A 19,606-nucleotide genomic window follows, 5' to 3' on the forward strand; every position below is an offset into this window, starting at 1 on the left:
AACTTTGGAGAAATCGATACCGAGATCGATTGCAGGGATGATTGATTCCATGAAAAAGCCTCCTTGAATAAAGGAATTATCCCAAGGAGGCGGTCGAGAAAATACCCGTCTTTTATTTGACGCTTACAGGGAAAACGAACACAGAATAAGTTCAAATTGGAATGAAAAAAGCGCAGCTCTTCCACGGAAAAAAGGGAAGAACTGCGCTTTTCGTCTGCAGTCTGGTCAAATTGACCAAAGCGGGGGTCCGGAGCTTTTGAACAGCCCGCAAATCGTAGAATTCTAGTATTTCTTCTGAATGATGCGTTTCATCCAGGCTTCATACAGGAAGATCAGCACAATGATGCCAATGACTGTGAGGAGTGTCGGAACCCATAAAAATTCAAAGCAGAGAAGGATGAGTGCGACATAGGCAATGGACAGAATCATGTTCGCCATAATGAGGCCGGCAGCCGACCAGTTGTTTTTGAGCGCTTCGTATTCGGTACTCCAGTTCAGTCTGGGAAAGAGAAGGTCTACAATCGCACCCGACTGGCAGGCAGGAATGGAAACCAGAGCCGAGGTCAGAATGAACAGAATGTCCATCCAGAAGGGGATGCTGATCATGTAGTGAATCAAAACGAGATAAAGGAGCGTTGGAAAGAAGGTAAACAGATAGGCGGTCACCAGTTTGACATGAATCTGGGTCAGGAAGGGTACCGGAATGCTTTTCATCCAGTCCACGCCGCGCTGCCCTTCCCGGGTAATCGCCGTGGCGGCAATCATGTTCATGTCTCCGCTGAAGAGAACAAGAACCGAAGCGGCCAGAATCGGCAGGCCAATCTGCATGGACAGGTCGAGAGAAGCGATATTTACCTGCTTCGCCATATCCATCAGTTCTGCAATCGACGGATTGTTCAGAATCACGATCAGAATAATGATCGGACCAAGGAAGGAAGAAAAGACGCAGTTGATCAGATAGGTCGGCGAGCGCAGAAGATTTTTCAGATCGGTTTTGAGCAGCTGACGAAATGCGGTCTGCTTCTTTCTCGAAAAGACGGCTTTCTTTTTCTGAACGGAAGAGGATGAAGCCTGCGAGCTCATGACGGCGGGCAGATAGAACCGATCAGCGCACCAGGCGAAAGCCAGCGCGCTGATGACGGTGCAAAGAAGCAGCCAGAGCAGCGAGAGGAAGGATCCGTCAAGAATGAAGGAAACCGACCAGTTTGTCTGAAAGATGATGTTGCTTCCCATGGAAAACATTTCCGGATTGTTCGTGAGAATCGCCATAACGTTATCGGTCTGTGCACCGATCTGACCGGCATACATGGAAGACATGCTGATGGCGATCGCAAAGATGATGCTGACTGCACCGAAGATCAGATTGAATACATCCTTATTGTGAAAGAACGGAAGGAACCGCATCACAAGCAGGATAATCAGTCCCATGATAAAGACCATAGAAAGCAGACTCAGAACCATGGACAGGGCCATGGCCAGAATCTGTCCAATCGACAGCGCGTGCAGGAAGGCAGCTGCCCCAATGCTTCCAAGACCGATCACGACGGCGAAAGGAAGGACAGACAGGAAGACAACGATCGTTTTCGCTCCGACAATCTGCCAGGGTTTCAGCGGAAGCGGAAGGAGAAAACGCGCATCCTGCGAAAAGTAGAAGATGGAAGGAAACATGTAGAGCAGCTGGACCATACAGAGGATGGCGGTAAAGAAGAATGTCATCTGAACGGCCATCTTCACAAAACCCATCTGATAGATCACGCCAAACTGCACAGCTATACCAAGTGCAAGCAGCACCATCAGAACAGCTGCGCCAAGCCCGGTCAGAAATTTTTTGCCGAAGAAATTGTTCTTTGTGGAAGAGAAGGTACCTTTGAGCAGATATTTCGTCAGCACCAGCATCTTATGCATCGGCGGTAACCTCCAGGAAGATTTCTTCCAGCGAACGATCCGGATACAGATCGCGGAGCGCCCCGAGCGTTCCGTCATACACGATCTGACCGCTCTTGATCATCAGAATTTTGTCACACAGTTTTTCTGCGACTTCCAGAACGTGGGTAGAGAACAGGACCGTATTTCCGTTTGCGGCATGTTCTTTCATTTTCTTCTTTAACAAAAAGGAAGATGTCGGATCCAGACCGGTCATCGGTTCGTCGAGAATCCAGTTGTCCGGATTGGAGACGAGAGCGCCGATCAGAATGGTTTTCTGACGCATGCCGTGGGAATAGGAGGCAATTTTCTGCGAGAGCGCGTCCGTCATTTCAAATTCGGCGGCGAGCTCTTCGGTTCGCTTTTTCGCTGTTTCCGGATCCACTTCGTAAATGGCGGCCATCATTTCGATATATTCCATACCGCTGAGCCGCAAGAAGAGGTCAGGGGAATCGGGAACGAACGACAGTTTCTTCTTAGCCTCTTCTGGCTCTTTGGAAATGTCGATTCCGTCGATGAGAATGGTACCTTCATCGGAATGGAGAATTCCGGTGATCATGTTGAGGGTGGTTGTTTTGCCCGCGCCGTTTGGACCGATAAAGCCCGTGATCGATCCGGCGGGAATTTCTGCGGTGCAGTGATCCACAGCGGTTTTATTGCCAAAGGTCTTTGTTACATCGCAAAGCTGAATCATAAGGATTTCCTTTCTTTCCCTGAAAAGCAAAGGGAAAATCGGTCCGGAAATTCCGGATACCGGTTTTCGGCTGCTTCTTCTGGATTCTGGCCGCTCTCTGACCAGAACGAGGGCAGACGAAAACTGTTTCCATTATTGAATTGCCCGAAAAGGTAATCAACGGATTTTCAAAAATGTTAGAAAAGGAATCGGGAATTTTTAATCAATCCTGTGTGCAATGAAATTTCCTGATTCAGACAGGATGAGTTTGGAAAGAAACGGTGTCATTTTCCCAGCAGAAAACAGGAAAAATCCTGCGAAGAAAAGGAGAGCCGGGAATGGTCTGCACGCAATGGCCGTTTCTATTTTTTTGACCAAGCCTCATGTATAATGTACGGGAATGAAAAGGACCGATAAACCAATGTATAAACGTGTTTTGCTTAAATTGAGCGGTGAAGCGCTGTCCTCAAAAGACATCAACCTGGACCCGGCGATTCTGAAAACGCTGGCGAAGGAACTCAAGGCTGTTAAAGAAACAGGCGTCGAACTCGCAATTGTCGTGGGAGGCGGAAACTTCATCCGCGGCAAACAGATTCAGGATATGGGAATGAACCGTGCGCAGGCCGATTATATGGGGATGCTGGGAACGGTCATCAACGCGCTGGCTGTCCAGAATGCGCTGGAAAACGAAGGCGTAGATACCCGCGTGCAGACTGCAGTCGAAATGCAGAAAGTGGCTGAGCCATTCATCCTGCGCCGTGCTCTGCGTCATCTCGAAAAAGGCCGTGTCGTTATTTTCGGTGCCGGAACCGGATCGCCGTATTTCTCGACCGATACAACGGCTGCTCTTCGCGCAAGCGAAATTGATGCCGATGTCATTCTGATGGCGAAAAACGGTGTGGACGGTGTTTATGACAGCGACCCGAAAAAGAACCCGGACGCCAAACGCTACGATCATCTGACCTATCTCGATCTGCTCAACAAAGATCTGAAAGTCATGGATTCGACCGCCATTTCCATGTGCATGGATAATGACATTGATCTTGTTGTCTTCAACATGAATGAACCGGGCAACATTGAAAAAGCGGTTCTCGGCGAAGTAGACGGAACAACCATCACCCGCTAGAGACCCATTTGCCCAACGCTCTGGATCAGAAGTTCTGATCCGCCTAAGTAATAAGGAGAAAAATATGGAAAACCAGTATCTTGAAATGGCTGAACTGGAAATGGATGAAGTCATTGAAAACTTTGAAAATAACCTCAAAACCATCCGTACCGGCCGCGCTTCCGCGTCCATGCTCGATCGCGTTCGCGTAGATTATTACGGCGAAATGACACCGATCAACCAGATGGCAAAAATCTCCGTTCTCGAAGGAACGCAGCTCGTGGTTAAGCCATACGACCGTTCCATGGTCAAAGGCATCAACCATGCCATTTCCGCTGCCAACCTTGGCGTTACCCCGCAGGCTGAAGCCGACTGCATCCGCATCAACGTGCCGCCTCTGACAACCGATCGTCGTAAAGAACTCGCGAAAGAAGCGAAGAAATACGCAGACCAGGCCAAAGTCAATCTGCGCAACATCCGCCGCGATGCCAACGACAAGATCAAGAAAGACAAGGAAATTTCCGAAGATATCCAGAAGGAATGGCTCGACGACTGCCAGAAACTCACGGACAAATACGTGAAGAAAGTGGATACGCTCGCAGACGCTAAAGAAAAAGATCTGCTCGGCTAAACATTTAGAAACCCATTCAAAAAGCCCGCTATGGGCTTTTTTAAAAGAAACAGCACAGCCGGAAACTGCCGGCTGTGACTGTTTTTCGATTATGTAAAAGAGGAACGAACTATGGAAAACATTCCAAAGACGGTCGCCATTATCATGGATGGTAATGGGCGATGGGCTAAGTCCCGCGGACTGCCCAGAACCGCCGGTCACAAAAAAGGAGCGGACCGGGTACGCGATATCGCGCTCGAAGCACAGAGACGCGGTGTCGAAAAACTGATTCTGTATGCCTTCTCCACGGAAAACTGGAAAAGACCGGAAGATGAAGTCTCCTATTTATGCAAGCTGCCGGGAATGTTTTTCTCCAGATTCATTCAGGAACTCATGGACAACGACATTCGCGTAACGTTTGCGGGAGAAATTGAACGCTTCCCCCAGAATACCCGGGATGTCATTGAAAAAGCCGTACGGCAGACCAGCCACAACAAGGGTATGGAACTCTGTCTGGCGATTGATTACGGAAGCCGCCGCGAAATGTTACTTGGGATGCAGAAGTATGCCGATGAAGTCGCTGAAGGCGAACGGAAAAACGATCTGAGCGAAGAAGAATTTTCTTCCTATCTTTTCGTTCCAGAAGATATCGATCTTCTGATTCGCACGAGCGGGGAAGTGCGTATCTCGAACTTCCTGCTCTGGCAGATCGCATACGCGGAAATGATTTTTACGCCGATCGCATGGCCGGATTTTGATGAAGCTGCACTCGATGAATGCCTGAAAGAATTCGCGCACCGCAGCCGCCGCTTTGGAGGACTGGTCGATGAAAACTAGAATTCTGACGGCTATTGCGATTATAGCGGTCGTTCTCTATCCCATTCTGGCTGGCGGAACGGCTCTGCAGATTCTTGCCGTCTTCATTGTCGGCGCCGGTGCCTATGAATGGCTCCATTGCCTGAAAAACTATAAAAAATGGGGAATTCCCGTAACCGCAATTTCCATTCTCTGGGTTTTGGGACTACCCTGGGCAATTGGCTATTTTGGCTCTCGCGTTCTGTATACCTACGTCATGCCGATGATTCTGCTGATCTGGGCACTCCCTGTTTTTGTGAAGAGCTTTGATGAAACAAACTGTTTTGCAACCCTCGCGTTTCTCGTCATTTTTGGAATGGCGTATCTCTGCATGCAGTTTTTCATGGATCAGCCGTCCTACTTGTGGACCGTCGTTCTGGCTACGTACGGCAGCGATACCGGTGCCTACTTTGCGGGCCGGTTCTTTGGCAGGCATAAGATGATTGAGCGCGTTTCTCCGAAGAAGACCTGGGAAGGCCTCTTTGGCGGCTGGGTGTTTGGCTTTCTGCTTTCCTTCCTGGTCAGCCTGTTCTATGTGAAGGGCCTTAATTTTGGCCTGAATCTTGCCGTCTGCATTCTCGCTCCGGTTTTCGCCGAACTGGGCGATCTCTGCTTCTCGGTTTTCAAGCGCCACTATCGCATCAAGGATTTTTCCTCCCTGCTTCCAGGACATGGCGGCGTGCTCGACCGGGTCGATTCTCTGCTGATGAATTTCCTGTTATTTGGGATTCTCTACAGCTTTCTTTAAGATTTATTGGATATAATCAACGCGCCTGTACCTTTCGTATCGGCGCGTTTTTCGATTCACGTTTTAGAAAGGAATCCATATGATCAATGTCCTGATCAGCCTGCTGGCATTTATTTTCATGCTCGGGCTAATCGTTATTATTCATGAGCTGGGCCACTTTCTGGCAGCGAGAGCTTTTGGCATTCACTGTCACGAATTTTCCATCGGCATGGGTCCGGCCATTTACCAGAGAAAAGGCAAAAATACGATCTTTTCCATTCGTGCCATTCCGCTGGGCGGCTATGTGAGCATCGCTTCCGATACGGGCGAATACCCGGAGGCGGAAGAAGCCGAAGACGATGCCAGGGAAGTCGTCGATGCAGACTATTCCGAAGCATCCGATGAATTAAAACAGGAAATCCCCGTGCTTTCGGATGATAAGACGAAAGAAAAAGAAGCGGATGAAGAGGAAGACTGGAACGCGAAAGTTCCGCCTGAACAGAAACTCGATCATCGTCCCGCCTGGCAGCAGGTCATCGTCCTTCTTGCCGGTGTGACGATGAACATCGTTCTGGCTCTCTGTCTTATGGCGGTGTTCATCGGCGCGCGCGGTTATGTTCCAATGCCGACTGAGCCAGTCGTTGCGGAAGTCTTTGAAAACTCCCCCGCGCAGGAAGGCGGTCTGCAGCCAGGCGATCGCATCGTCAAAATTACGGCCGAAGACGGCAGCACAGTTGAACCAAAAGAACTCGATGATGTTACGGAGTTTCTCGTCTACAATCACGGCGAATCCGTCTACACCGTATTGCGGGACAATCAGGAAGTGGAACTGAAAATGACACCGCAGTTAAACGAAGAAAGCCGCTCCTATCTTCTTGGCTTTTCCGCGGCAGCTTCGTTCAAAGAAGTCCATGGTCTGGAATGCATCGGCTACGCCTGGGATGAACTCTGGGACAATACCATGCTGATCTTCCGCTCGCTGGGCAATCTCACGCAGGGCAAAGGAACGGAATCTCTCTCCGGTCCGGTCGGCATTTACAAAATGACCGATCAGATTGTCAGCTACGGCTGGATGCCGTATATCGCTCTTTGCGCGCTGATCTCCCTGAACGTCGGCATCTTCAACCTGCTCCCGCTGCCCGCTCTGGATGGAGGACGCATTTTCATCCTCCTGTTTGAAAAGCTCTTCCGGAAAAAGATGCCGCGCAAGGCGTTCGAATGGGCCATTCTGGGAAGCTATGTTCTTCTCTTCGGACTGCTCATCTTCGCCACCTGGAACGATATCGTAAACTTCTTCCTGTAATAGGAAGTGGAAACCAATTCTCAGCCAAATTCAGGCTAGAAAAACTTTCTGAATTATTTGTCCATATCAAAAAGGGCGGCAGCAGATTTTGCGATCTGCTGCCGCCCTTTGAAGGTTTATTTACGAATGTAAACGGGTTTGAATGTTTCCACGACTTTGGAAACGAGTTCGTCATCGGCCAGAAAGGCGCGCATTGGACCGGCTTTCTGAACGCTCAGAAAAGCCGAAGCAACGGGAATCGTCTTGTTAAGGTCGCCGGAATCGATATCCGCGACAACGCCCCAGCCTTCAGGCTGTCCTTCTTCCTGCGTACGTACCAGCCAGAGACGGGCGATATCTGGATCTAAAGCGGCTGTTTTGGCCAGAGAGAGAACGGCTGCCGGTTTTGCTTCATGGACATCTTCAAAGAAGGAAACGGCTACACCGGCTTCGATGGTACCGGCATGGGAGCTGACTCTGGCTTCCTGGAAGGAGCCAAGGAAGCTTTCCTTATCAAAGGTGATCGGCGTGCCTTCCGGATTGAAGAGCAGGAAGCCGATTTCCTTATGCGCACGCAGCAGCTTCAGCAGTCCCTGGAAGCTGATCTGAATCGCGTGACGGGAAAGTTTCTGTTTTCCCAGTTCGTCCTTGTCGGTGAACACCGGCACAATGCTGCCTTTGGAAGATTGAAAGTCGATGAGGTCGAGCGGGGCAGTGTCCAGAAAGTCCGGATTGCTGAGATCGGCAGGCTTCGGGGCCTCGGTCAGAATGATGTAATAGTTTGATTTGGGAAAGCCCTCGTAAAGGAGCTTCGCGTTTTTTTCGCTCTTGTCCTGAACAAAATTCGTAATCAGCTGTCCAAGAGGAAGTGTAGATAAAGCCATAAAATCACCTTTCTTAAGACCGGTTCCCACAAGAACGGTCAGATTTTCTTCATTTTGACATCAAAAACCGGACCTGTCATCTGTTCCATGAACACGAGGAGGAATTTGTCAATTAAAGATAAATCATAATGGCGCAAAGGTGAAGAATTGCTGCCGCAGCAATCATCAGATGCCAGACAAAATGGGCATACGGTTTCTTCCGGGCGTAGAAGAAGGCGCCGATGGTATAGAAAATGCCGCCACCCGCAATCAGAAGCACAAAGACGGGACCGCATTTCATCCAGACCAGTGGCAGAACGAAGATCGCCATCCATCCCATTAACATGTAGAGCGTCATGGAAATCGCCGGATGGGAGTATTTGGAAATGCTTTTGAGAAGAATGCCTGCAATGGCCAGAATCCATTCCAGTGCGAGAATGGCGTAGCCGACTGGACCGCCAAGCAGAACCAGACAGATGGGCGTATACGTCCCCGCGATCGCTAACAAAATCGAGATGTGATCCAGTTTTCGAAAGACCATTTTCCAGGTCGTATCGTAGGGCATGATGTGATAGAGACAGCTTCCGCCAAACATGAAGATCATGCAGATCAGGTAAATGCCGATGCCGACCGTTCCCAGCCAGCCCGCTTTCTGCCAGGCGATGACGGAAAGAACGGGCATCGCAAACAGGAGAAGAAACATCATCACGCCATGGCTGACGGCGTTGCCGACTTCCTCGCCAAAGCTGAGATGAAACGTATCTTTCATCAGGCGGCGGCTCATTTTGGGTTTATGGTTTGGCTCTTCCGGCTGATCGGAAAGATTGGGATTGGGCAGAGAAGAATGAAGAACAGATTCCATACGGAAACTCCTTTCGAAAAATGGAGAAGCGTGCAGGCCGGTGCAGCCGGGTTTGCAGAGGCTCTCTAACTAGTTTTTATTCTACTGTAATCTAGATATTAAAACCAGATGTAAGACCTGTCCTTTGGAAAACGTCAGAAATACAGACTGGAAGGGGTGTCTTTGATCCCTTCTTCTGCCTGAAGCATGTACCTCTTGATTTGCGGCGTCTGGTTGCCCGCTTCCGGTCTTTCGTTCCATATATATGGATCATCATATGTGGATCATCGTTTCTCCAGCGGATGTCTTCACGCTGGATAAGACGACAGGCAGTGCGTTTTTCGCATAGGCAAGGCAGATTTGAAAAGAGGGCCCACTAATGAGAAAATAGGCATTCAGGAAAAGGAGGGCGCCAATGTTCTTAAAACGGATTGAACTAAGCGGATACAAAAGCTTTGCCAATCGAAGCGTTCTGAACTTTGAAGAACCGCTGACCGGCATCGTCGGTCCAAACGGCTGCGGAAAGAGCAACATCACCGATGCCGTTCGCTTTGCGTTAGGCGAGCAGTCTGCTAAATCACTGCGTTCCGGATCCAGCCTGAATGAAATGATTTTCGCGGGAAGCCAGAGCCGCAAGCCGGTCAACATTGCCCGGGTTACGCTCGTTTTCGACAACTCGCAGAAAATCTTTGATTCCCCCTATGAAGAAATTGAGATCACCAGACAGATTCAGCGCGGATCCTCGGAAATTTTCAACTGGATCAACAAAACGCCCTGCCGTCTGAAGGATATTCAGGATCTGGTTATGGATACCGGCCTGGGAAGAGATTCTCTTTCCATTATTTCGCAGGGCAACATTTCTTCTTTTGCGGATGCACGGCCGGAAGAACGCCGTCTGCTTTTTGAAGAAGCGGCCGGTGTAGCCAAATACAAAAAGCGCAAAAAGATTTCGCTGGCCAAGCTCGAAAACGTCAAAGCCAATCTGGAACGTGTACAGGATCAGGTTGATTCTTGCGCGTCTCAGATGAAGACGCTCGAACGTCAGGCTGAGAAAGCGGAACAGTATCTGGCCTGCAAGAAGGAACTTGCGGATATCGAGATTTCGCTTCTGGCGATGCAGATCGAAGAAAACAAGGAAAAGGAACTGGAACAGAAAGCTGCGCTTGAGCGCATGCAGACCCGTCAGAATGAACAGAACCGCATCAGTATGGAAGCGGATCAGCAGATGGAAGCACTGCAGGAGGAAATCCGGCATACCGACGCAAGACTCGTGAATCTGCAGAACGAGCTGGCCCGCGTCATGGAAGAGTCGGTTTCCTTAAACAAGCAGAAAGCCATTCTGGATGAGCGGCGCAAAATTTCGCTCTCTTCTGCGGACAAGCAGGCCAGAGCCCAGTCGCTTCTCGAACTGTTTTCAGAAGCCAAATACGAATACGAAGACCGCCGGCGAAGACTGGCGGCTATGAAACTCGATACGCAGACCCGGGAAAGTCACCAGCAGAAGGCATTAGGCGAAAGCCGTCGTCTGGTCGAAGAAAGCCGCCGCATCGAAAACGAGATTCATTCGCTTCAGAACCAGCTCGCCGGTGTCGAATCCCGTCTGGCTCATCCGCCTTATCGTAACCATGGCGTACAGGCCGTTATGCACAATGCCTCCCGCCTTTCCGGCATTTGCGGTCTCGTGCAGGATCTGCTCGAATGCGACGACGAATACATGAACGCGATTTCTGTCGCGCTCGGTTCCGCAAACGAACAGATTGTTGTGGAAAGCGACAGCGATGCCCGTCGGGCCATCGGCTGGCTGAAACGCTCCGGCGCAGGCCGGGCGACGTTCCTGCCGCTTTCGGTATGCAAGGGAAGGTATCTGCAGGACTGGCAGCGCTCGATCGCCATTAAGCAGCACGGCATTCTTGGCGAAGCCAGCCGCTTCGTTCGATGCAAACCGCGCTATGAAGCGCTGCGCGACCGCCTGCTGGGCAATATTCTGATTGCCTCCAGTCTGGAAGAAGCCAACCAGGCCGCCCGGGCGCTGCGTCAGTCGGTTAAGATCGTTACGCTTGGCGGCGACGTCGTTCACGCGGGCGGTGCCATGACCGGCGGATCGCTTCGTCCAAACGTCAACCCGATTCCGGCTCTGAAAAAGGAAAAGGAACGTCTGCTCGATGAAATCGCAGCGCGCAGGGAAGCGCTTGGCGATTTGCAAAGAGAATTCGATCAGGCGCAGGCGCAGACGTCGCAGATGGGCAGTGAACTGCTTCAGATGAAAATCGAGCAGGAAAAGCTCGCCAGCATCGTGCAGGTCAAAAAGGAAAAATACGAATCGCTCCAGAGACAGATCGCCCAGCTCAATCTCGATCCGGTTCTGGATGAAGAAACCGGCGCGGATGCGGCGACCGAACTTGTTGAACGCATTTCGGCCCTTCACGCGAAGTCCGATGAGCTCAACGCGCAGATTCGCATGGACCAGGAAAAGAAAACCGCTCTGCACGAACAGAGCGCCAGAGCCAGCGAAACGCTGCGAAACGCCAGACGCGAGCTGACGAGTCTGATGGAAAAAACGTCGAAAGTGCAGTCCGAACTCGCCCGTATTCAGACCCGTCTTGAACAGGATCTGCTCCGTCTTGGTTCGGATTATTCGCTGACGTTTGAAGCCGCAAAAGCGAAAATGCAGCCGATCGAAGTCGTGTCGGCCAGAGCGCAGGTCAAGAAACTGCGCTCGCAGATCGTCGCGCTGGGCAGCGTGAACCTCGAAGCGCCCGAACAGCTCAAGGAAGTGCGGGAACGCTATGAGTTCCTTACATCGCAGATGGAAGAGCTCATATCCGCCAGCGAACAGATTCTCGGCGCCGTCGATGAAATGGATCAGACCATGATCACCCAGTTCAAGGACATGTTCGACCGCATCAACGGCTGTCTCGATGAAGTGTTCCAGTCCATGTTTGGCGGCGGCCGCTGCCGGCTCGTTCTCTGCGAACCGGATAACCTGTTAGAAAGCGGCGTCGATGTCGATGTACAGCCCCCTGGAAAATCCGTCAAGAATCTGCAGACGTTCTCCGGCGGGGAAAAGGCGCTGATTGCGATCTCGGTGCTGTTTGCTATATTAAAAGCTAGAACCGTACCTTTATGTATTTTTGACGAAGCGGAAGCGGCCCTTGACCAGGCCAATGTAGAACGCTTCGCTCGCTACCTCAAGCGCTTCAAGGACCAGTCGCAGTTCATTACCGTAACGCACCGTCCGGGAACGATGGAGCAGTGCGACACGCTCTTTGGCATTACCATGCAAAAAGACGGCGTCAGCCAGGTGCTCAAAGTTCAGCTCAAGGACGCAGCTGGAGCAGCAGGCGAACCAGCGCAGGCTTAAGCGCATTGGATATAGCAGCAAAGAACCAGAAATCACCAGAAAAAATCACTGAAAAAAAGTATGAACCGGAACTCTAGCCGGAGAAGGAGGGCTTGGCATGGCCTTTTTTGAAAAACTGAAATCCAAGTTTGTCCGTTCCAAAGACAAGGACAAATACCTCAGCGGGCTTTCCAAAAGCCGGAAAAGCTTCGGCGACCGGATCCGCGCGCTGTCCAACAGCTTTCATGGCATCAACGATGAACTTCTCGAAGAGATCATGATCATCCTGCTCGAAAGCGACATGGGCATTCACACCGCACAGAAAATCGTGGACGAATTTGAAGCCCGTTCCAAGGAAATCAAAAACTACGATTCCATGGAAGACTACCTGATTCAGATTCTTTACGATTTCTACAACCCGGAAAAAGAAGAACCGTGGCACTTCAACGAAAACGGTCCGACCGTCATCCTGATGGTTGGCGTCAACGGATCGGGAAAAACGACCACAACCGCAAAGCTGATCAACTTCTTCCAGGAAACCGGAAAGACGGTGGCTGCAGCAGCCGCCGATACGTTCCGTGCCGGGGCAGTCGAACAGATTGAAATCTGGGCCGAACGGCTGAACGCCCCGTGCATCGCCGGCAAGGAAAAGCAGGATCCGGCCAGTGTTATTGTAGACGGTTGCCGCTACGCAAAAGACAACCAGATCGATGTGCTGATCTGCGATACCGCCGGCCGCCTTCAGAACAAGACGAATCTGATGAAAGAGCTCGAAAAGATGAGCCGTGTTGCCGGACGCGAAATCGAAGGCGCCCCGCACGAAACGTGGCTCGTTCTCGATGCGACAACCGGACAGAACGGCATTTCGCAGGCGAAGGAATTCATGGAGGTCACCCCGGTAACGGGTATTATCCTGACCAAAATGGATGGTACCGCAAAAGGCGGCGTCGTTATGGCGATCCGCGATCAGCTCGGTCTGCCGGTCCGTTTCCTCGGACTGGGTGAAAAACCGGAAGATCTGCGCCCGTTCGATCTGTCTTCCTATCTGATCGGCATCACCAAAGGACTGGAAGACTAGTCGAACATGATTTCGCATCTTGAAGCCAACGATCTGTTTGATCTGTACAGCCTCCTGCTTTCGCCCAGACAGCAGGAAGTGCTTTCGCTTTATTTCCAGGAAGACTTTTCGCTTTCGGAAATCCGGGAAAATCTCGGCATTTCCAAAGCAGCGGTGTATGACGCCCTTCAAAAAGGGGTAAGCGCCATGGAGCAGTACGAAGAAAAGCTCCATCTTCTGGCGTATCGAAAAATTATTAACGACTATATCGCGGACCATCCCGAAGCCAGAGTGCTCGAAGAAAAGCTCGAAGCGATCGGCGCGTCCGATTAAAAAATCCATCTATGCCTGCAGCCGGCTCCCGCCTGCGCGTCCAGACATGGATCCATTCAGAACTACGGCAGAGGAAGAAAAGCCTCTGCCTTTTTTTTCGAAATCCGTTTTGTTTCGGTTTTGAATTGTCTTTGCAAAATTTGCGCTCGACGTACTGGAGGTCCGCGGTGCCGGTCCACCTGCTCGAGTGACCAGAAAAGCCAATCGCTTATACACAAGCGGTTTTTCGATCGTTCGAAACCGCGCAGCAAGTCTCCCTTCGTTTTCCGTAATTGCGGTAAATATTTCAATTTCTAGGACGGAAATCACAGGGATTCATCTGCGGATGAAAAAGGTTGTACACTGAAAGAAGCGAAACCTAGAGAAAAGGAGATTTTTAAAATGGCAATTGTTATGTCAGTCAATGCCGGCAGCTCTTCCCTGAAATTCCAGGTTTATGAAATGCCGGAAGAAAAAGTTCTCGCCAAAGGACTTGTTGAACGTATTGGTTTAAACGATGGAGTGTTCTCCATTACCGTGGACGGTCAGAAATACACCACCACCTGCGATATCCCGGATCACGAAGCTGCAGTACGCATGCTCGTTGACGCTCTGCTCGAGCACCACGTTGTAAATTCCCTCGATGATATCAAAGCCGTTGGCCATCGTATCGTACACGGCGGCGAATTCTACTCGGATTCCGTTGAAGCCAGCGCCGATGCGGTTGAAAAAGTCGAAGAGTGTATCCCCCTTGCACCGCTGCACAACCCGGCAGGTCTTGTAGGATACAAATCCTTCTCCAAACTGCTCCCCGATGCCAGCCAGACTTTTGTTTTTGATACAGCCTTCCATCAGACGATGCCGGCAGAAAACTTCATCTACCCGATTCCTTACGAATACTACGAAGAAGATAAAATCCGCCGCTACGGCTTCCACGGAACAAGCCACAAGTATCTGACGCAGCGCTATGCCGAAATCACTGGCAAGAAGCCGGAAGACGTTCAGATCATCACCTGCCACCTCGGAAACGGCGGTTCCATCACCGCGGTTAAAGACGGCAAATCCTTCAAGACGTCCATGGGTCTGACTCCGCTGGCCGGTATCGAAATGGGTACCCGTTCCGGGGACATCGATCCAGCCATCCCAGGCGTTCTGATGCAGCGTCATAACCTGACTGCACAGGAAGTCGACAATATCCTCAACAAGAAATCCGGTCTGCTTGGCGTATCCGGCGTATCTTCCGACAGCCGCGATATCGAAAACGCAGCCAAGGAAGGCAACGAACGCGCAAAACTCGCCAGCAAGATTTTCGATGACCGCGTTATTGAAACCGTAGGCGGCTACTATGCCCTGATGGGCGGCGCAGATGCCATTCTGTTTGCGGGAGGCATTGGCGAAAACTCCATCACAACCCGTGAAGCCATCATCGACGGTCTCGCTGCTCTGGGTGTAAAACTCGATCACGAAGCCAACAACTGCCGCGGCAAGGAAGTGAAAATTTCTGCAGATGACTCTTCCATGGACGTGTATGTCATTCCGACAGATGAAGAAGTCATGATTGCCCGCGACGCCTACAAAAATCTTGCCGCTGAATAAAGAAGTACAGCCTCTGTTTGACGCATTTGATCAGGCAGAGTCGATCGTCGTATTCCATCATTTTTTTCCGGACCCCGACGCCCTGGGTACGCAGATGGGTATGGCTGAGTTTTTAAAAGCACGCTATCCAGACAAGACGATCCTCATGGCGGGGAGCCAGGAGGGCATGGATTCGATCAGCGATGCACAGATGGAACAGTCTTTAGCGCTTCTGTGCGATACCGCGACCGGCGAGCGTGTGGATGATCTTCGCTTTACCCGGGCAAAAAAGATTGCCCGTATTGACCACCACATTCAGCTCGAAGACTACGGCGATCTTGATTACGTCGATGAAAAATCGGCGGCCGCTGCTCAGACCGCAGTCGATATTCTTAAAAAGCATGGCGAAACGCTGACGCCTAAGGCTGCCCAGCATTTCATGGAAGCTCTGATGTCCGATACCCAGCGCTTTACGTTGCCCAACGTCAGTCCGGCGACGTTTGAAGCCGCAGCGTGGCTGGTCGGCCAGGGCGCAAGCGTGCAGAAAGCGGCGCTGAATCTCTATTCCAAAACCGTTTCGCGCAGCGTCTATGAAGGCAAGGTGCTTTCGAAACTTTGCGTACTCGATCGTCTGGCGATTGCGGTGATGAGCCGGGAAGACTACCTGTCCATCGGACTGCCTTTTGAAGACGCCAAATCGGTGGTCAACATCATGGGCAATCTGGATGGCGTGGAAATCTGGGCGCTCTTTACTGAGGAATCTGACGGCGTGCATTATCGCGGTTCGCTGCGTTCGCGCTCGATCGCGGTCGACGCGCTGGCCAACGAATGGCATGGCGGCGGTCATAAAAACGCCTGCGGCGTTAAGAATCTTACCGCTGCCGACGTGGAAACGATCACGCAGCAGCTGCGCAGACTTTCGCTTTCCAAAGACTAGATGCAATATGGGAATCGAACGATTCCAGAAACGGGATCAGGAGATTTCAAATACAAAATTCAAGCGATAAATTCGGCTGTCCGACCTGGGAAAACTCAGAGCGGACAGCCTTTTTTCACGCCGTTGTGTCGGCTTTCGACAGGCTTTTGCCAAGCACTCTGTCCGGCGTCCGTTCTGGCCAGCATATCCGTTCGGCAGGCGGGAATAGCCGCCTTTTTGTGGAGTTCTTGAGAAATGGTAAACTAGGTCTATGATTCATCTTCATACGCGATCACGCTATTCGCTGCTCGAGGCGGTTCTCGATATTGACGACATCATTCGCCTCGCCAAGGAAAATCATCAGACGGCTGTGGCCCTGACCGATCATCGTTCGATGTTTGCGACGATGTCTTTTGTGCATGCCGCAAAAGAAGCCGGACTCAAGCCGATCATTGGACTGGAAGTCGAGACAAACTGGAAAAATCAGCCGATTTCCTTTTTGCTGCTGGCCAAAAACGGACAGGGTCTGCATTCGCTTTATCTGCTTTCTACCCGACTGATGTCTGACTCGACGCCGCTTGAACTCGACGATATGAAGGCGTATGTCGACGGCTGTATTCTCATGAACGCAGGCGGCGACGACGTGTTCGAAACGCTCGCTCATGAGCCAAATGAAGACCTTCTGGATGAACTGCTCGATACGCTCAAATCCTTTGTCCTGGATCCGGACGATCTCTATATCGCAATGTCGATTCACGATTCACCGTATTTCCGTCAGAAAGATGAACAGCTCAAAAAGCGTGCCCAATTCAAAGAGATCCCGACCGTTGCGCTCAGCCGGATTGAATACGAAAAACCGGAAGATGAGCGCACCCTGCGCCTTCTGCAGGCGATCAATCAGCAGAAAGTGATCGACCATCCCGACATTCGGGTACGAAGCGGCCGCTACTGGCGAACAGAAGACGAAATGGAATCGCTCTACGACGCGGACGATCTCAAAGCCACGGAAACGATTGCCGCCCGAATTGAAGACTACCGTCTGCCCAAAGCAAGTCTGCCGCAGTTTGTCAACAAGGTAAATCTGAGCAGTGAAGACTACTTGCGCGAGCTGTGTCTGGCCGGTCTGAAAAAGCGGCTGCAGGGAAAAACGGTCAACGCGCAAGTGTATCGCGAGCGGCTTGATCATGAGCTGAATGTCATTTTGTCCATGGGGTTTGCGGACTATTTTTTAATCGTATGGGACTTCATTCGCGAAGCGCGTTCCCGCAAAATTCTCGTCGGTCCCGGACGAGGCAGCGCGGCCGGATCGCTCGTTTCGTGGGTGCTGGGCATTTCGCACGTTGACCCGATTCAGTCCGGATTGCTCTTTGAACGTTTTCTCAATCCGGAGCGTATTTCCATGCCGGATATCGATACCGACTTTCCGGATAACCGCCGCGATGAAGTGATCGAATACGTACAGTCCGTCTATGGAAAAGGCCATGTCGCCCATATCGTGACTTTCTCCCGATTAAAAGCGCGTGCCGCTTTGCGCGACTGCGCGAAGGCATTAGGTCTTGGCGTACGGGAAGCGGACAAGCTGACGGCGATTGCGGCGACGATGCCAAACGAAACGCTGCCGTCGGTCTATGCACAAAGCCGCGCGTTTTCTTCGCTGGTAGAGAATTCGCCCTCGCTCAAAAAGCTGTATCACGCCGCCTGCGCCATTGAAGGCTTTCCAAGACATACGTCCATTCATGCCGGCGGTATTGTGCTGGCGCGGGATGTGATTACCGAACAGGCACCGATGATGGACGACGGCAGCAGCGTCCCTGCCGTTCAGTTTTCGATGGAACATCTCGAAGAAATTGGTCTGATCAAATTCGACTTTCTGGCGCTGCGCAACTTAAGCATGATCGAAGAAATCCTGCAGGAAATTCAGCGCCAGAACGGTCCGGTGATCGAACCGCTCCATCTGCCTTTAAACGATCCGCAAGTGTATGCGCTGCTGCGCACCGGCGATACGCTGGGCGTCTTTCAGCTGGAAAGTTCTGGCATTCGTCAGCTCATTTTGCGCTTCAAGCCGGAACGCTTTGAAGATATTGCCGCCATTCTGGCGCTGTATCGACCGGGCCCGATGAAAAGCATCGATACGTATCTGAACGCCCGTTTCAACCCGCGGGCCAGACAGTCGATCCATCCGCTGATCGATCCGATTCTGGCCGAAACCGGCGGCATTTTCCTGTATCAGGAGCAGATTATGGAAGCCGCAAGAATTCTGGGCGGATTTACTCTGGCTCAGGCGGACATTTTGCGAAAGGCGATGTCCAAGAAAAAACGCGAAACGATGGAAGCCTGGAAAAGCCGCTTTGTAGAAGGGGCGCAGAAGCAGGGAATTGAAGCCGAACAGGCTGACAAAATATTTGAAATCATGGAACAGTTTGCGGACTACGGCTTCAACAAGTCGCATTCGTACGCGTACGGTCTGATCGTTTACCAGATGGCGTGGCTGAAAACCCATTACCCGCTGTCGTTTTATCAGGTCCTGCTCGATTACACGGGCAAGTCCGGTGCCAAACTCGCCAGCATTTTGGGCGAAGCCGCCCATCGGCACATTCGCGTTTTGCCAGTATCGCTCAACCGCTCCGGTACCCGTTATCAGATCGAAGGCAACGCGCTTCGGATTCCGCTTACCCAGGTCCGTACGTTTTCGAGACAGCAGGCTGAAAAGATTGAACAGGAGCGCCAGGAACATGGCCCCTTTACGGATCCGGTCATGTCGGTGCTGCGTCTTTCCGCACTGAAAATCAAGGACGAGCAGATCGTCAGCCTCGTTCGGACCGGTGCCTTTGATGAAATGGGCATCAACCGCGAGAGTCTGGAAGCCGCGCTGGAAGAAATTCTTCGTCTGGGCGATCTGGCCATGCTGGATCCCGAAGGCGGCGGGTGGCGTCTGGCCGGCGTTTCCGCGCCGATCGTCGCCAGACTTCCCGTCGATCCAGCCAGACGAATCGTTCACGAAAAGGACGTGCTCGGCTTTCTGAGCGGCCCGCATCCGGCGGAAGGCGTTCGCGCATCGGATCGATCCCTCGTATCGATTGCGGCTGCAGGCCGTCTCAAAGGTGGTACGAGCCTACGCATCTGCGCCATGATTTCCCGCATCCACCTGCATAAGACGAAGAAAGGCGATACAATGGCTTACGTTACGCTCGATGACGATACCGGACAGATGGAAGGCGCTGTCATGCCCACGACGTATGCCAGAGCGCAGGACGATTTGAAAGACGGTGCGTTTGTGGTCGCCCAGGGCAGGATGGATCAGCGAAGGGAAGGGTCCATGGCGATTTTTGAACTCCACTTTCTGCCGCTCAGTTCTGGTCCAGTCCGACGGCGCTGAGCCAATGAGTCGTACCGGTCTGAAACGATTCGAGCCGGTACAAACAGATAACGAAAGGCAGAACTAAGAAGAATCAAGCAGAAAAAAACTCAAAAATCAGGATGCTGAATCCAAAAAAGAAACGAAAACCCTTTCGGCGGCTGGCTTCGCG

The 19,606-nt window shown here is 51.6% G+C and carries 15 protein-coding genes; 11 read left to right on the forward strand and 4 right to left on the reverse strand.

Annotation, left to right across the window (positions count from 1 at the left end; genetic code table 11):
• Positions 1-282 precede the first annotated feature (282 nt).
• Positions 283-1,905, reverse strand: a complete 1,623-nt coding sequence (locus Afil_RS00760) for a hypothetical protein (RefSeq protein ID WP_230266622.1) — start codon at positions 1,903-1,905, stop codon at positions 283-285.
• Complete coding sequence (locus Afil_RS00765; RefSeq protein WP_230266623.1) at positions 1,898-2,617, reverse strand: ABC transporter ATP-binding protein; 720 nt, start codon at positions 2,615-2,617, stop codon at positions 1,898-1,900. Before Afil_RS00765 ends, Afil_RS00760 begins: the two co-directional genes overlap by 8 nt.
• Before the next feature lie 400 nt (positions 2,618-3,017).
• Between Afil_RS00765 and pyrH the strand changes: the two genes are divergently transcribed.
• The 5 genes from pyrH to Afil_RS00790 all read left to right on the forward strand — a co-directional run bounded on the left by pyrH (position 3,018) and on the right by Afil_RS00790 (position 7,196).
• Positions 3,018-3,722 (forward strand): UMP kinase, encoded by a 705-nt coding sequence (gene pyrH / locus Afil_RS00770; protein ID WP_230266624.1) that lies wholly within the window; start codon positions 3,018-3,020, stop codon positions 3,720-3,722.
• Between the two features lie 64 nt (positions 3,723-3,786).
• The gene (frr, locus tag Afil_RS00775) at positions 3,787-4,332 is read left to right on the forward strand and encodes a ribosome recycling factor (protein ID WP_230266625.1); all 546 of its coding nucleotides are present in this window, start codon (positions 3,787-3,789) and stop codon (positions 4,330-4,332) included.
• Positions 4,333-4,410: 78 nt separating this feature from the next.
• Positions 4,411-5,148, forward strand: coding sequence for an undecaprenyl pyrophosphate synthase (uppS, locus tag Afil_RS00780; protein WP_255658125.1), 738 nt, complete (start codon positions 4,411-4,413; stop codon positions 5,146-5,148).
• Entirely contained in the window at positions 5,138-5,914 is a 777-nt protein-coding gene (locus tag Afil_RS00785; protein WP_230266627.1) for a phosphatidate cytidylyltransferase, read from the forward strand. The genes uppS and Afil_RS00785 overlap by 11 nt, the downstream gene beginning before the upstream one ends.
• A gap of 79 nt (positions 5,915-5,993) precedes the next feature.
• Complete coding sequence (locus Afil_RS00790; RefSeq protein WP_230266628.1) at positions 5,994-7,196, forward strand: M50 family metallopeptidase; 1,203 nt, start codon at positions 5,994-5,996, stop codon at positions 7,194-7,196.
• 116 nt (positions 7,197-7,312) lie between these two features.
• On the opposite strand, the gene Afil_RS00795 is transcribed toward Afil_RS00790, so the two are convergent.
• Together Afil_RS00795 and trhA are read right to left on the reverse strand one after the other, a co-directional pair.
• Positions 7,313-8,059 (reverse strand): SseB family protein, encoded by a 747-nt coding sequence (locus Afil_RS00795; RefSeq protein WP_230266629.1) that lies wholly within the window; start codon positions 8,057-8,059, stop codon positions 7,313-7,315.
• Positions 8,060-8,171: 112 nt separating this feature from the next.
• Positions 8,172-8,900, reverse strand: a complete 729-nt coding sequence (gene trhA, locus Afil_RS00800) for a PAQR family membrane homeostasis protein TrhA (RefSeq protein ID WP_230266630.1) — start codon at positions 8,898-8,900, stop codon at positions 8,172-8,174.
• Positions 8,901-9,294: 394 nt separating this feature from the next.
• Between trhA and Afil_RS00805 the strand changes: the two genes are divergently transcribed.
• The 6 genes from Afil_RS00805 (at position 9,295) to Afil_RS00830 (ending at position 19,455) form a co-directional block, all read left to right on the forward strand.
• Positions 9,295-12,240 carry an SMC hinge domain-related protein gene (locus Afil_RS00805; RefSeq protein WP_230266631.1) on the forward strand — a complete coding sequence of 982 codons (2,946 nt, stop codon included), beginning with the start codon at positions 9,295-9,297 and terminating at the stop codon, positions 12,238-12,240.
• 97 nt (positions 12,241-12,337) lie between these two features.
• Positions 12,338-13,297 (forward strand): signal recognition particle-docking protein FtsY, encoded by a 960-nt coding sequence (gene ftsY / locus Afil_RS00810; RefSeq protein ID WP_230266632.1) that lies wholly within the window; start codon positions 12,338-12,340, stop codon positions 13,295-13,297.
• Positions 13,298-13,303: 6 nt separating this feature from the next.
• Positions 13,304-13,609 carry a YlxM family DNA-binding protein gene (ylxM, locus tag Afil_RS00815; protein WP_230266633.1) on the forward strand — a complete coding sequence of 102 codons (306 nt, stop codon included), beginning with the start codon at positions 13,304-13,306 and terminating at the stop codon, positions 13,607-13,609.
• Positions 13,610-13,990: 381 nt separating this feature from the next.
• Positions 13,991-15,184, forward strand: coding sequence for an acetate/propionate family kinase (locus tag Afil_RS00820; protein WP_230266634.1), 1,194 nt, complete (start codon positions 13,991-13,993; stop codon positions 15,182-15,184).
• Entirely contained in the window at positions 15,171-16,100 is a 930-nt protein-coding gene (locus Afil_RS00825; RefSeq protein WP_230266635.1) for a DHH family phosphoesterase, read from the forward strand. The genes Afil_RS00820 and Afil_RS00825 overlap by 14 nt, the downstream gene beginning before the upstream one ends.
• A gap of 250 nt (positions 16,101-16,350) precedes the next feature.
• A complete protein-coding gene (locus Afil_RS00830; protein ID WP_230266636.1) occupies positions 16,351-19,455 on the forward strand; it encodes a DNA polymerase III subunit alpha in 3,105 nt (1,034 codons plus the stop codon).
• Positions 19,456-19,606 lie beyond the last annotated feature (151 nt).

The sequence above is a fragment of the Allobaculum fili genome (assembly GCF_020969955.1).
In the GTDB taxonomy this organism is placed as follows: Bacteria; Bacillota_I; Bacilli_A; order Erysipelotrichales; family Erysipelotrichaceae; genus Allobaculum; species Allobaculum fili.